This is a genomic window from Limimonas halophila (assembly GCF_900100655.1).
GTDB classification, from domain to species: Bacteria; Pseudomonadota; Alphaproteobacteria; order Kiloniellales; family Rhodovibrionaceae; genus Limimonas; species Limimonas halophila.
Window position 1 is genome coordinate 116,318 of record NZ_FNCE01000006.1, and the last position, 13,748, is coordinate 130,065.

The following is a 13,748-nucleotide window of genomic DNA, read 5'->3' on the forward strand; positions in this document are numbered from 1 at the left end:
GTGGGGCTATGCTGACGGCGCAAGTTGCTCACCATATATACTAATCTACGATTTCCGACCTCCGTGATTTTTTGTCACTTATACCGCTCATGATCTGTGCGGGCGTCCCACGATTCGCAGACCACCGTGACACGCTCTCTGGCGGGCTATGGTCTTTTTCGGCATGCATCTTAAACTTGCTGTTGCCTGGCGGGGCGCCTTGTTGTAGCCCTACACGCCCCATATAGCTACGTTCTAGATCTGGTCATGACCTTCCAAGCGGAATACTGTGACTTGAATCTGGACTTTTTAGCCTCTACCAACGCAAACATCAAGTGAGCGCTCCCAACGATGTCCTCTCCATTATTCGACAATAATGAGTTTGACAAGCAAAACCCCGAAATGCCACCTAAAACTGCACGGCGCGGGGCATTTACCGACAATATGCGGCTACCCGTGCACCGTTGGTTCCGATTTTCGGCTGGTTTTTCCGCAGAATGGGCGGAAGATGTCATTGCCGCACACGTCCCTCCACATGGAAGGGCGCTCGACCCATTCGCAGGTAGCGGCACAGCGCTCATAGCAGGTGCCCAAGCCCAGTGCGTTACTGACGGCTTCGAAACGCATCCACTGCTAAACCACCTTACAGCAACGAAAATGCGCCCCCCTTCATGCGAAGAACAATTTCGCCGGGAGGCGTTTAATGTTTTGAGACTTGCTGACAACATGAGATCGCAGATGATCCTTCCACATAATAAACTTTTGCGAAAGTGTTACACCGATGATGTGCTGTACTCGCTAAAGAGCCTTAAAGAAGCCTACGAACGGTACACGTTCTCCTCAGAGAGCATCGCCAATCATGTTTGGTGGTGTATTACGTCCATACTTCGTGAAACCAGTGGCGTTGGAACAGCACAGTGGCAATATATTCTCCCAAATCACTCCAAAAATAATGTGTACGATCCATACTATGCATTCATGAACAAAGTTGAAATTTTCCATGCTGATATGAAAATTTTCAAAACAAAAGCTGAAGAATATGCCGGAAGTATTTATAACATTGACGCCAGAAAATGCGAAAAAATGACAGATAAACAATACAATCTAGTCATCACATCCCCCCCTTATCCAAATAATTATGACTACGCTGACGCTACCCGCCTAGAGCTTACTTTTTGGGGCCACGTCGATCGTTGGGCTGATCTCCACAAAAAAGTTCGGCAATGCCTCATTCCGTCATGTGCACAACACACATCGACCGAAAAAATGTTGTTAGAGCCGCTCTTGCAACATCCCGTGACGTCACCAATCCGCAGTGAACTAACGGAGGTTTGTACGGCTCTTCAACATGAAAGAGAGAAAAAAGGTGGACGTAAGACATATCACACCATGCTAGCCGCCTATTTCCGCGATCTAGGGCGAACTTTTCATGCGCTTCGTCCGCTAGTGGTTGATGGAGGAACGTTGTGTCTGATAATTGGTGATTCTGCACCATATGGAATACACGCGCCAGTGGATAAATGGCTTGGAGAGCTAGCACAGGGGGCAGGCTTCAAGGAGTACACTTTTGAGAAAGTGCGAGATAGAAATATCAAGTGGAAGAACCGGAAGCACCGCGTGCCGCTTAAAGAAGGCATATTGTGGATAAGGGGGTAAAATGGCGCAATCGCCAGCCCACAAGTTTGGACAAAAAATCGGCAATCTTCTTGAAGATATCACCTACCCTGCATTGTGTGAATTTTGCCAAGGTCGCGACCTGTTTGTTGATAAAAAGGGTGAACGCCCCGGCGTTCGCAGGGGACAACTGGTAAAATGGCAGGACAAATATGGCAATGATCACGATCTTGATTTTGTAATTGAGAAAAAGGGATGCGCCAGGAACTCTGGACGCCCTATCGCATTCGTTGAGGCGGCATGGAGGAGGTACACGAAACATTCGCGAAACAAGGCACAAGAAATACAAGGTGCGTTGCTCCCCATTTTTGAACGATACTGGCAAGAACACCCCTTTTTAGGCGCGATTATAGCGGGCGAATTCACAAAAGAGTCGATTAAGCAGCTGAGATCTCAAAATTTTAATATTGTCTATATCCGATATGATGACATAGTTAAAGCATTTGGCAAACACGGAATTTTTATAAATTTCGGTGAACAAACACCGGAAAAAGATTATCTTGAGGCCGTTCGTGCTATCGAGAATCTATCCGAGGATGAGTGGAACGAGATTATTAATAAAGTGTATATAAGTGCGCAAACGGAATTCCAAGATTTCTTTGAGAGGTTGCGAAAAGTGCTGGATCGTGTGATCGATAGAGTTGCTATTATTCCGCTACACGGAGAAGAACATGAGTTTGGTTCACCCGAGGAAGCGAAAAACTTTATAGACAGTTACAGTGAGACCAACGATCAAGGCACGTTCAGGAAATATGAGGTACGAGTAAAATACTCGAACGGGGACAAGATTGAGGCGGAGTTCCGAGACAAAGAGCGCGTCAAGGAATTTTTGGAATATTCGGCAATCTAGAATCTCGGTTCAACCTATCAATAGTTCTTGGCCAAGAACCCTCGGATTGCTGATTGGTATCAGGATTTTTCGTGCCTTCCGGCAATTCATAAACCAACTCCAGCGCCTCCCTGGGCGTCAGGTCGTCGGGAGTGATTTCGGACAGGCGTTGTTCGACGGCGCTCGGCTGCGATGAGGCGGGTTGGTCGGCGGGTGCGCCCTCGCCCTCCGGCGCGGCAGCCAATTACGCCGGATTGGCCCAGCCGGTGGCGATGATGTTCGCGTCCTCGGTGCCGTCGTAGCCCTCGCCGTCGCGCTTGCGGATGCGGAAGAGGATCACGCGGCGGATGACCGTGCCCAGGACCACGCTGTTCGCCGCGATCGCCATGAGGCCGCTGGCGACTGCGTTGCCGAACGCCTCCCGGACATCCTGGGGGCACCGGCGCATCTCCGCATCCAGCCCTGTGCGGCGGCTGGCGGAATTGGCTTGCGGCTCCAGGGCCGCGCCGCGCAGAAGCGCCAGCAAGAGCGCGTAGGGCGCCGTCGGGGCGTCGAGTTGGCGGCCCAGGAACAACAACAGCTTCACCGCCGCGTCGGGCACGTCCCCGCGCGACACCACCCACTTGGCGTAGCTGAAGAACTCCTCGCGATACATCTCGCGGGTTTCAAGCTGGCGCAGCCGCCGCTTCATGTACGAGCCGACGGCAAGCACGAACACCAGCACCGCGCACAGAGCCAATGTCAGCTGCGATGCCATGGTTCGCCCCCGCTCCCGGTTTCGGCCGCATCTGTGGCCGCGTCACCGCCACCTCGGCCGGCCGCCGCGTCCCGCCGCGCGTTTTCCTCGTCCTCTCTCGAAGTGTGGGACGTTCGGGCCATGTGTTCCAGCCGTTTCATTTCTTCTTTGTGGCGATGGCGGCTGACCCGGATTTCGACGAATCCCCGGATGGCATGCGGGCCGAGACGGATCAGCCCCCACATGATCAGAACAGCCAGGGCGAGATTGAAAACGTCTTCCGCCCCGAGCTTGTCCAGCGCATCGCCAAGCCCGTCGAGAAACCCCTGCATGGCCCTCGTGTAACTGGGCGACACGAGGCCATCAAGCTCACCTCAACGGGTGGGTGTACCGGGCATCGTGTTGGCCGCCCTGGGCTACGACCCGTCGGCCAACCCCTTCAACGCATACACCAGCTCCAGCGCCTCCCTGGGCGTCAGGTCGTCGGGGTTGATCTCGGCGAGGCGCTGTTCGACGGCGCTCGGCTGCGATGAGGCGGCGGGTTGGTCGGCGGATGCGCCCTCCCCTTCCGGTCCGGCGGCGGCGAAGAGGGGCAGGTCGTCGGCGAGCGCGGCGAGGCCGCTCATCTGGTCGTCGCTGGTCTGCAGGGTTTCCAGCACCGTCTCCGCCCGCTCCACGGCGGCGCGCGGCAGGCCCGCCAGCTTGGCGACGTGGATGCCGTAGGAGCGGTCGGCCGCGCCCGGCACCACCTCGTGCAGGAAGACGACCTCGCCCTGCCACTCCTTCACCCGCATCGTGTGGCACGACAGCCCGTCCAGCCGCGCCGCCAGCCGCGTCAGCTCGTGGTAGTGCGTGGCGAACAGCCCGCGGCACCCATTCACCTCGTGCAGGTGCTCCACGCAGGCCCAGGCGATCGAGAGCCCGTCGAACGTGGCCGTGCCGCGCCCGATCTCGTCCAGGATCACCAGCGAGCGCGGCCCCGCCTGGTTCAGGATCGCGGCCGTCTCCACCATCTCCACCATGAAGGTGGAGCGCCCGCGGGCCAGGTCGTCCGCCGCGCCCACGCGCGAGAACAGCCGGTCCACCGCGCCGATCTCCGCGCGCTCGGCCGGGACGTAGGCGCCCATCTGCGCCAGCACCGCGATCAACGCGTTCTGGCGCAGATAGGTGGACTTGCCCGCCATGTTCGGGCCGGTGAGCAGCCACAGCCGGCTGTCGTCCAGCACGCAGTCGTTGGCGACGAAGGGGCCCTCGTCCGCCTTGTCCAGCGCGCGCTCCACCACGGGATGCCGGCCCTGGCGCAGCACGAAGCGCGTGTCGCGCGTGATCCGCGGGCGCGACCAGTTCCGCGCCACCGCCAGCTCCGCCAGCCCGGCGGCGACGTCCAGCTCCGCCAGCGCGCGGGCGGCGGCGGCCACGGCCTCGGCGCGCGCCGTCACCTCGCCCACAAGCTCGTGGACGAGCTGCTGCTCCATCGCCAGCGCCTTTTCGCCCGCGCGCGCGAGCTTTTGTTCCAGCTCGCCCAGCTCGGTCGTGGTGTAGCGCACGGCGCTGGCCAGCGTCTGGCGGTGGATGAAGGTGCCGTCGTCGGGCAGGTTTTCCGCCTGGCGCGGCGTGACCTCGACGTAGTAGCCGAGCACGTGGTTGTGGCGCACCTTCAGCGCCTGGATGCCCGTGTGCTGCGCGTACCTGGCCTGAAGGTTGGCGATGTGGCGCCGGCTCTCGTCGCGCAGGCCGCGCAGCTCGTCCAGCTCGGGCGCGTAGCCCTGGGCGAGCACGCCGCCATCGCGCGCGGAGACCGGCAGATCCGCCGCCAGCGCGCGCGTGAACTTGTCCACCAGGGCGTCGTGCGCGCCCAGGTCCCCCGCCGCCTCGGCCAGCAGGTCCGGCGGCGCGGGCGTCCCCGCCCCGCCCGACAACAGCCCGCGCAGCGCGTCCGCCTGGGCCAGGCCGTCGCGGATGGAGGCCAGATCGCGCGGGCCCCAGCGCCCGACAGTCAGGCGGGAGAGCGCGCGCTCCACGTCCGGGCAGCGGCGCAGGCGCGCGCGCACCTCCTCGCGCAGCTCGGTGTTGGTCACGAGGAAGCTCACGGCGTCCAGGCGGCGGTCGATGGCGTCCGGGTCGGTGAGCGGCGCGCTCAGCCGGTCGGCGAGCAGGCGCGCGCCGCCGCCGGTGACGGTGCGGTCGATCGTGGCGAGCAGGCTGCCCGCGCGGCTGCCGTCGGGGCCGTGGGTCAGCTCCAGGTTCGCGCGCGTGGCGGCGTCGACGGCCATGACGGCGTCGGGGCGCACCTGCCGCGGCGGGTCGAGACGGGGCAGGCTGCCCTTCTGCGTCATCGCCACGTAGGCAACGAGCGTGCCGCACGCCGAGACTTCGGCGCGCGAAAACTGACCGTAGGCGTCCAGGCTCGCCACGCCGAAGGTTTCCTGAAGCGTGGCCCGCGCGTTGGCGCTGTCGAAGCGCGTGCCCGGCAGCGGGGTGAGCGCCGCCTTCCACTCGGCGAAGGTCTCGAACAGCCCCTCGCGCTGGGTGAGCTTTTCCGGCAGCAACAGCTCGCCCGGTTCCACGCGCGCCAGCACGGTGGCGAGCTCGCCTTCGCTCACGCCCTGCACCGCGAACGCGCCCGTGGAGACGTCCAGCCACGCCAGCGCCAACTCGCGCCCCACCTCGCTGAGCGCGGCGATGTGGTTGTGGCTGCGCGCGTCCAGCAGCTCGTCCTCGGTCAGCGTGCCGGGGGTGACCACGCGCGTGACGCCGCGCTGGACCACCGCCTTGCTGCCCGCGCGCTTCTTGGCGTCGGCCGGGTCTTCCAGCTGCTCGCAGATGGCGACCTTGTGGCCCTGGCGGATGAGCCTGGCGAGGTAGGATTCCGCGTTGGCGACGGGCACGCCCGCCATGGGGATGCTCTCGCCCTGCTGGCCGCGCTTGGTGAGCGCGATGTCCAGCGCCTCGGCCGCGATCCTGGCGTCGTCGTGGAAGAGCTCGTAGAAGTCCCCCAGGCGGTAGAACAGCAGGCACTCCGGGTGCTCGGCCCGGATGGCGTTGTACTGCGCCATCATCGGGGTGGCGGCCCCCGACTGGCCGTTGGGGGGCTGGCCGTTCGAGGCCTGGGCGTTCGAGGAGGCGGCGGCGCTGTCCGGCATGGGGCGCAGCTCGTTCGTGTTCGCGGGGGATGGAACCACGTACCCTCTAGCAGCGCGGCCGCGCGGTCACCAGGGCGGGCGCTCGGCCAGGTAGAGCGGGCGCTCGGCCAGGTAGAGCGGGCGGTCGGCCAAACGCCCCCGCCGGGGCCTTCTCAAGCCGCCGGCCACACGCTACAACCACCGTCGCGGAACAATGCGGTGTGCCCGGAGGAATCGTGGCCGACAGCAGCGCCCCCAGTGCCTACGGCAAGTATCCCGAGAGCGAGGCGTCCACGATCGAGGTCGTGGGCTGGTTCTCCGACCGCGATTCCTTCCGCAGCGCGGTCAAGGCGCTGCTGGGCGAGGGCTTTCAGCGCACCGACCTCTCGGTGCTGGACACGCACGAATCCCTCTCCGCCGCGGATTCGCCCAAGGAGGTCTTCAAGGAGACCTTCTCCGGGCTGGTGCAGGAAGTGAACTACATCGGCCCCATCGCCGCCGCCGGCTTCATTGGCGTGGCGACCGGGCCCATCGGGGCGATGGTGTCCGCCGTGGTGGCGGCCGGGCTCACCGGCTACGCGGTGTCCGACATCCTCAAGGAGGTGCGCGCCACCCCGCACACCGACGCCTTCGCGCGCGCCGCCGAGAACGGGGCCATCCTGCTGTGGGTGCGCGCGGAAAACCCGCAGCGCCAGCGTGATGCCGTGACCATCCTGGAAGCCAACGGCGGCCAGGACGTGCACACCCACGAGCGCCCCAAGACCGATCACGAATCCGGCGGCGAGCAGCCCGCGCCGGGAACGACCTGACCCAGCAACGCCCCCGGTCGCGCGCTTTTTCGCATGGGTTTTGCGCGTGAAACATTGCTGTCACGCCGGTCTGCTAGGGTGTCCGGTCCGTTGCGCGGGCACGGCCGGCGCAACACATCCCGCGCACTCGGACCGGAGCAGACACGACGGCCATGGCGCAGGCCCATCCCTATCGAGTCCCGCTGGCGGTGGCGGTGCTGTCCACCCCCGCCGCCCTCGTCCTCGCCGTCCTGGTGATCGCGGGCGCGCTGCCGGCCGCGCACGCGCTGGGAGGCATGGCGGTCATCGTAGCGGGAATGACGCTGCTGGTGGTCTGGCACGTCACCTCGGTGCGCGCGGTGACGCAGTACGTCGAGCGCCTGCGCCGGAACCAGGACGAGGCGCGCGTGCCCGATCCGCCGGCCATCCGCTCGCCCGGCCTGGACCCGGACCTGGTGAGCGCCATCGCCGACAGCGCGCGCGAGCGCGAACGCCGCCGGGCGGAGCTGCGCGCGGCCGCCGAGCGGCTGCAGACCGTGCTCGCCGCCCTGCCCGACCCACTGCTGATGCTGGACGCGCGCGGGCGCATCGCCGCCACCAACCCGGCCGCGCGCCAGCTGTTCGGCGACAACCTCGCCGGGCGCACGCTGCCCAGCGTGCTGCGCAACCCCGACCTGTTGAGCGCCGTGGACGCCGTGCTGCGCGACGGCGAGGCGGGGCAGAACGTCGAATTCAACGTCCACGGCTCGGTCGAGCGCACCTTCGCCACGCGCGTGGAACCGCTGCCCTCACCCGGCCCCGACGGCAGCGCCGCCATCGTCTCGCTGCACGACGTCACCGCCATCCGCCGCGCCGAGCGCATGCGCGCCGATTTCGTCGCCAACGCCAGCCACGAGCTGCGCACGCCATTGTCCAGCCTCGTGGGCTTCGTGGAAACGCTGGAAGGCCCCGCGCGCGGCGACGCCGAGGCGATGGAGCGCTTCCTGCCCATCATGCGCGAGCAGGCGGAGCGCATGTCCAACCTCGTCGAGGACCTGCTCTCCCTCTCCCGCATCGAGCTGGACGAGCACGCCGTGCCCGAAACCACGGCGGAGCTGGGCCCGCTCCTGGGCCGCGTGGTCGAGGGGCTGGCGCTGAAGGCTCAGGACAAGGACATGGCCATCGAACTGTCGGGCGCGGACGCCCTGCCGCCCGTGCAAGGGGATTCGAGCCAGCTCACCCAGGTGTTCCAGAACCTGATCGACAACGCGCTCAAGTACGGCCGCCCGGGTACGAGCGTCGCGGTGCGCGCGGAAACGCCGGACAACGGCCGCGCTGTGGGCCGCCACGGGCAGACGCGCGCCGTGGCCGTCAGTGTGATCGACACCGGCGAGGGCATCCCGCGCGAGCACATCCCGCGCCTGACGGAGCGCTTCTACCGCGTGGACAAGGCGCGCTCGCGCGAAATGGGGGGCACCGGCCTGGGGCTGGCGATCGTCAAGCACATCGTCTCGCGCCACCGCGGGCGGCTGGAGATCGCCAGCGAGGAAGGCCGGGGCAGCCGCTTCACCGTCTACCTGCCCCGCGCCGAGGGGGCGCAGACGGGGCGCGCGGCGGCGTAACCCACTGCCGGGCGCGGGGTCCGCTCTGTGGATGGTTTTTCCCGCCACGCCCCTTTCATCAAAGTGTCATCAAGGTGTCGTAAAACCACAGCCACCGCCGCGTAGGGCTTGGGCTGCCGCCGCCAGGGTGTTCGACAAGCGCCGGCCGGCGGCTTTCGCAAGCGTGAGGCTTGCGTTCAACAACCGGAACGCGACCACGCCAAATCATCGAGGTGCAACCGTGATGAAACACACGCTCAGCGTCGCCGCCGTGGCGGCTGTCGCGGTCGCCGGGGCGCAGCCCGCCGCGGCTCAGGCGCGCGACCAGATCCAGATCGTCGGCTCGTCGACCGTTTTCCCCTTCGCCAGCGCGGTGGTCGAGAAGTTCGGCCGGACCACCGAGTTCAACACCCCCGTCATCGAGTCCACGGGCTCCGGCGGCGGCCTTCAGCTCTTCTGCAAGGGCGTCGGCGCGCAGCATCCCGACATCACCAACGCCTCGCGGCGCATCAAGCCGTCCGAGGTGAAGAAGTGCATGGACAACGGCGTCAAGAAGATCACCGAGGTCAAGATCGGCTCGGACGGGATCGTCTTCGCCAACCACGTCGACGCGCCACAGGCCGACCTGACGACCAAGCAGATCTGGCTGGCCCTGGCGAAAAAGGTGCCGAACGGCGAGGGTGAGCTGGTCGAGAACCCGAACGAAACCTGGTCCGACATCGACTCCGACCTGCCGGATCAGAAGATCGAGGTGATGGGGCCGCCGCCGACCTCCGGCACGCGCGACGCCTGGAACGAGCTGGCGATGCTCGACGGCTGCAAGCACTTCGACATGATCAAGAGCATGTCGGAGAGCAAGCGGCACGAGGTGTGCTTCTCCTACCGCGCCGACGGTGCCTGGATCGAGGCCGGCGAGAACGACAACCTCATCGTCCAGAAGCTGGTTTCCAACAAGAACCGCTTCGGCATCTTCGGCTTCAGCTTCTACGACACCAACCGCAACAAGATCCAGGCGGCCTCCATCAACGGCGCCATGCCGACCGTCGACAACATCTCCGAGGAGAAGTACCCCGTCTCCCGGTCGCTGTGGTTCTACGTCAAGAACGCCCACGTCGGTGTCATCCCGGGCATCGAGGAGTACGTGAACCTGTTCATGCAGGACAGCTCCATCGGCCCGAACGGCTTCCTGATCGAGAAGGGCCTGATCCCGCTGCCGGAGAGCAAGCGCGAGAAGTGGGCCGAGAAGGCCACCAGCTTCGAGCCGCTCAACCCCGAGGACTGGCTCGGCTAAGCGGCGCTCGGCGCCGGCGGCCGGGGCGTGGCCCCGGCCGCCATTTTGCCGGGCGGCCGATATTCGTTTGGTGCATTCATTTGAGAATTGCGTTTGAAGCCGCTTTCTGCTGACCGTCTGCGGCGGTCATACCCACGGGCGAGACGGGGCGTGCGACGGCCATGCTAACGTGGATCTACCTCATCACCCTGATGGCGCTGATCCTCTTCGGCTACTGGCTGGGCCAGCGCCGCGCTGTCCGGGCCAGCGGCGGCCGTCCCGTCCACCTGCATTCCCTGCCGAGCTACTACGGCCTCTACGTCGCGCTCTGGGCGGGCCTGCCGAGCGCCGCGCTGGCGATCGCCTGGATAATCGCCGAGCCGCACATCGCCGAGTGGGCGATGCTGCAGCAGCTTCCCGCCGAGAAGCGCAACATGACGGGCGAGGATCTTCAGTTCCTCGTCATCGCCATCAAGAAGGTCGCCGCCGGCTACGAGGTGATCCGCGAGGTCACGCCGGCGATGAAGGACGCCGCCGCGGCCTACAACCGCGTCAACGAGATGGGGCAGATCATCGCCCTGGCGGCCGCCATCGGGCTGGCCGTCGTCGGACTTGGCGTGGGGCATCGCTTCGTCACCCCGCACCTGCCCGCCCGCAACCGCGTGGAGCGCGTCATCACCCTGGTGATGATCGCCGCCTCCACGATCGCGATCCTGACCACCGCGGGCATCGTGCTCTCGCTGCTGTTCGAGGCGGTGCGCTTCTTCGGCCGCGTCTCGCCTCTCGAGTTCTTCACCGCGCTGAGCTGGAACCCGCAGACCGCCATTCGCGAGGGCCAGGTCGCCGCCGAGGGGTCGTTCGGCTTCGTGCCGCTGTTCGCGGGCACGATGCTGATCACCGTGGTGGCGATGCTGGTGGCCACGCCCATCGGGCTGTTCTCGGCCGTCTATTTGTCGGACTACGCACCCAAGCGCATGCGCGCGCTGGTGAAGCCCATCATGGAGGTGCTGGCGGGCGTGCCCACCGTGGTCTACGGCTTCTTCGCCGCGCTGACGGTGGCGCCGCTGGTGCGCGACACGGCCGCCGACATCGGCCTCAACGCCTCCTCGGAATCCGCGCTGGCCGCCGGGCTGGTGATGGGGATCATGATCATCCCCTTCGTGTCCTCGCTCTCGGACGACGTGATGAACGCCGTGCCGCAAGCGCTGCGCGACGGCGCCTACGCGATGGGGGCCACGCAGGCGGAGACCATCAAGCAGGTGGTCTTCCCCGCCGCTCTGCCCGGCATCGTGGGCGCACTGCTGCTGGCGATCTCGCGCGCCATCGGCGAGACGATGATCGTCGTCATGGCCGCCGGGCTCGCCGCCAACCTGACCGCCAACCCGCTCAACGCCGTCACCACGGTCACCGTGCAGATTGTGGCGCTCCTGACCGGCGACCAGGCTTTCGACAGCGCCAAGACGCTTTCCGCCTTCGCGCTCGGCATCACGCTGTTCGCCGTGACCTTGCTGCTGAACGTGATCGCGCTCAACGTGGTCCGGAGGTACCGCGAGAAATATGAGTAACGCTGTGTCGAGCGCCGAGCCCGCCGCCGGGACAACGAGCGCCAACGGGCCAGACCTGTCCGCGGCGCGGCTGCGCAAGCGCTATGCCGCCGAAAAGCGCTTCCGCCTCTACGGCATCACGGCCGTGCTGATCGCGGTGGCGATGCTCGCGGTGCTGCTCGGCGACATCGTGCTCAAAGGCTATTCGGCGTTCTGGCAGACCCATATCCAGCTGGACGTCACCTTCACGGAATCCGTCGTCGATCCCGAGGGCACGCGCGATCCCGAGCAGATCAAGCGCGCCAACTACAACCAGCTGGTCTACGATTCGCTCTTCGCCAGCTTCCCGCAGCTCGACAACGAGCGCCAGCGCGAGGACCTGCGCCGCATCCCCAGCGGCCAGGCGGGCAGCCAGTTGCGCAGCATGGTGGTCAACAACCCGGATCTCGTGGGCACGACCCAGCAGGTGTGGGTGAAGACCGACGATCTGGTGGACATGCTCCACAAGGGCTACGTCGACATGGACGCGCCGGACGAGCGCCGCATGGTCGATGCGCGCCTGATCGAGGTCTACGAGGAGCTGGCCGAAGCGGGGCGCGTGGAATCCCAGTTCAACGTCGGCTTCTTCACCGGCGGCGACAGCCGCGAGCCCGAAATGGCCGGCATCCTGGGCGCGACCGTGGGCTCCTTCCTCACGCTGGCGGTGACGCTGGTGCTGAGCTTCCCCATCGCTGTGCTGGCCGCCGTCTACCTGGAAGAGTTCGCGCCCAAGAACAAGTTCACCGACTTTATCGAAATCAACATCAACAACCTGGCGGCCGTGCCCTCGATCGTCTTCGGCCTGCTGGGGCTGGCGGTGTTCATCAACTTCTTCGGCCTGCCGCGCTCCGCGCCGCTGGTGGGCGGCATGGTGCTCACGCTGATGACGCTGCCGACGATCATCATCTCCTCGCGCTCGGCGCTGAAGGCGGTGCCGCCGTCGATCCGCGAGGGCGCGCTGGCGGTGGGCGCCTCGCGCATCCAGACGATCACGCACCACGTGCTGCCGCTGGCGATGCCGGGCATGCTGACGGGCACGATCATCGGCATGGCGCAGGCGCTGGGCGAGACGGCGCCGCTGCTGCTGATCGGCATGGTGGCCTTCATCACGGGCACGCCGTCCGGCTTCACCGACGCCTCCACGGTGCTGCCCGTGCAGGTCTTCCTGTGGGCGAGCAGCCCGGAGCGGGCCTTCATCGAGAAGACCTCCGCGGCGATCATGGTGCTGCTGGCCTTCCTGATCGTCATGAACCTGACCGCCGTGATCCTGCGCAAGCGCTTCGAGCGCCGCTGGTAAGCACGCAAGGGAGACACGCCCGATGGCCCAGATGCAGACCGCCGCCACGGCCGACCGCGCCGACACCCGCGGGGAAACCGGCTCCGGCCCGTCCGCCGGAACGCGCAAGCGCGCCAAGATGGCGACGCGCAACCTGAACGTTTATTACGGCGACAATCACGCCATTCAGGACGTCAGCCTCGACATCGGCAACAACGAAGTCACGGCGCTGATCGGCCCTTCGGGCTGCGGCAAGTCCACCTTTCTGCGGTGCCTGAACCGCATGAACGACGTCATCGACACCTGCCGCATCACCGGCGACATCACGTTGGACGACGTCGACGTCTACGACCCCAACCTGGACGTCGTGCAGCTGCGCGCGCGGGTGGGCATGGTCTTCCAGAAGCCCAACCCCTTCCCCAAATCGGTGTTCGACAACATCGCCTACGGCCCGCGCATCCACGGCGTCACAAACACGCGCGACGAGCTGGAGGAGCTGGTCGAGCGCTCGCTGCGCCGCGCCGGCCTGTGGGACGAGGTGAAGGACCGCCTGGACCTGCCGGGCTCGGGCCTGTCGGGCGGCCAGCAGCAGCGCCTGTGCATCGCGCGCGCCATCGCGGTGAACCCCGAGGTCATCCTGATGGACGAGCCGTGCTCGGCCCTCGACCCCATCGCCACGGCGACGATCGAGGAGTTGATCGACGAGCTGCGCGACAACTACACGATCGTCATTGTGACGCATAACATGCAGCAGGCAGCCCGCGTCTCCCAGCGCACGGCCTTCTTCCACCTGGGCGAGATGGTCGAAGCCGGCGAGACCGAGGCCCTGTTCACCAACCCGCGCGACGACCGGACGCTCGGTTACATCACCGGGCGCTTCGGGTAAGCGGGACGCAGGCCAGCGAGCGAGG

General features: G+C 65.3%; 12 protein-coding genes. 8 read left to right on the plus strand and 4 right to left on the minus strand.

What is annotated here, in order from left to right; all coding sequences use genetic code 11:
- The first annotated feature begins 330 nt into the window (after positions 1-330).
- Both BLQ43_RS09440 and BLQ43_RS09445 read left to right on the plus strand, forming a co-directional pair.
- The gene (locus BLQ43_RS09440) at positions 331-1,635 is read left to right on the plus strand and encodes a hypothetical protein (protein ID WP_218119172.1); all 1,305 of its coding nucleotides are present in this window, start codon (positions 331-333) and stop codon (positions 1,633-1,635) included.
- Position 1,636: 1 nt separating this feature from the next.
- Positions 1,637-2,503 carry a hypothetical protein gene (locus BLQ43_RS09445; protein WP_090020147.1) on the plus strand — a complete coding sequence of 289 codons (867 nt, stop codon included), beginning with the start codon at positions 1,637-1,639 and terminating at the stop codon, positions 2,501-2,503.
- On the opposite strand, the gene BLQ43_RS14945 is transcribed toward BLQ43_RS09445, so the two are convergent.
- The 4 genes from BLQ43_RS14945 to mutS all read right to left on the minus strand — a co-directional run bounded on the left by BLQ43_RS14945 (position 2,472) and on the right by mutS (position 6,361).
- The gene (locus BLQ43_RS14945; protein ID WP_496196057.1) at positions 2,472-2,726 is read right to left on the minus strand and encodes a hypothetical protein; all 255 of its coding nucleotides are present in this window, start codon (positions 2,724-2,726) and stop codon (positions 2,472-2,474) included. The genes BLQ43_RS09445 and BLQ43_RS14945 overlap by 32 nt on opposite strands.
- Positions 2,727-3,239, minus strand: coding sequence for a hypothetical protein (locus tag BLQ43_RS09450; protein WP_143006234.1), 513 nt, complete (start codon positions 3,237-3,239; stop codon positions 2,727-2,729).
- A complete protein-coding gene (locus BLQ43_RS09455; RefSeq protein WP_090020151.1) occupies positions 3,224-3,550 on the minus strand; it encodes a hypothetical protein in 327 nt (108 codons plus the stop codon). Before BLQ43_RS09455 ends, BLQ43_RS09450 begins: the two co-directional genes overlap by 16 nt.
- Before the next feature lie 84 nt (positions 3,551-3,634).
- Complete coding sequence (mutS, locus tag BLQ43_RS09460; RefSeq protein ID WP_090020153.1) at positions 3,635-6,361, minus strand: DNA mismatch repair protein MutS; 2,727 nt, start codon at positions 6,359-6,361, stop codon at positions 3,635-3,637.
- Positions 6,362-6,576: 215 nt separating this feature from the next.
- Between mutS and BLQ43_RS09465 the strand changes: the two genes are divergently transcribed.
- The 6 genes from BLQ43_RS09465 to pstB all read left to right on the plus strand — a co-directional run bounded on the left by BLQ43_RS09465 (position 6,577) and on the right by pstB (position 13,723).
- A complete protein-coding gene (locus BLQ43_RS09465; protein ID WP_090020155.1) occupies positions 6,577-7,149 on the plus strand; it encodes a hypothetical protein in 573 nt (190 codons plus the stop codon).
- 152 nt (positions 7,150-7,301) lie between these two features.
- Positions 7,302-8,729, plus strand: a complete 1,428-nt coding sequence (locus BLQ43_RS09470; RefSeq protein ID WP_090020157.1) for an ATP-binding protein — start codon at positions 7,302-7,304, stop codon at positions 8,727-8,729.
- Between the two features lie 223 nt (positions 8,730-8,952).
- Positions 8,953-9,999, plus strand: coding sequence for a substrate-binding domain-containing protein (locus BLQ43_RS09475; protein ID WP_090020159.1), 1,047 nt, complete (start codon positions 8,953-8,955; stop codon positions 9,997-9,999).
- Between the two features lie 161 nt (positions 10,000-10,160).
- On the plus strand, positions 10,161-11,543 hold the full coding sequence (gene pstC, locus BLQ43_RS09480; RefSeq protein ID WP_090020161.1) for a phosphate ABC transporter permease subunit PstC: 1,383 nt from the start codon (positions 10,161-10,163) through the stop codon (positions 11,541-11,543).
- Entirely contained in the window at positions 11,536-12,858 is a 1,323-nt protein-coding gene (gene pstA / locus BLQ43_RS09485; RefSeq protein ID WP_090020163.1) for a phosphate ABC transporter permease PstA, read from the plus strand. Before pstC ends, pstA begins: the two co-directional genes overlap by 8 nt.
- 118 nt (positions 12,859-12,976) lie before the next feature.
- Entirely contained in the window at positions 12,977-13,723 is a 747-nt protein-coding gene (pstB, locus tag BLQ43_RS09490; RefSeq protein ID WP_245659536.1) for a phosphate ABC transporter ATP-binding protein PstB, read from the plus strand.
- The last annotated feature ends 25 nt before the right edge of the window (positions 13,724-13,748 follow it).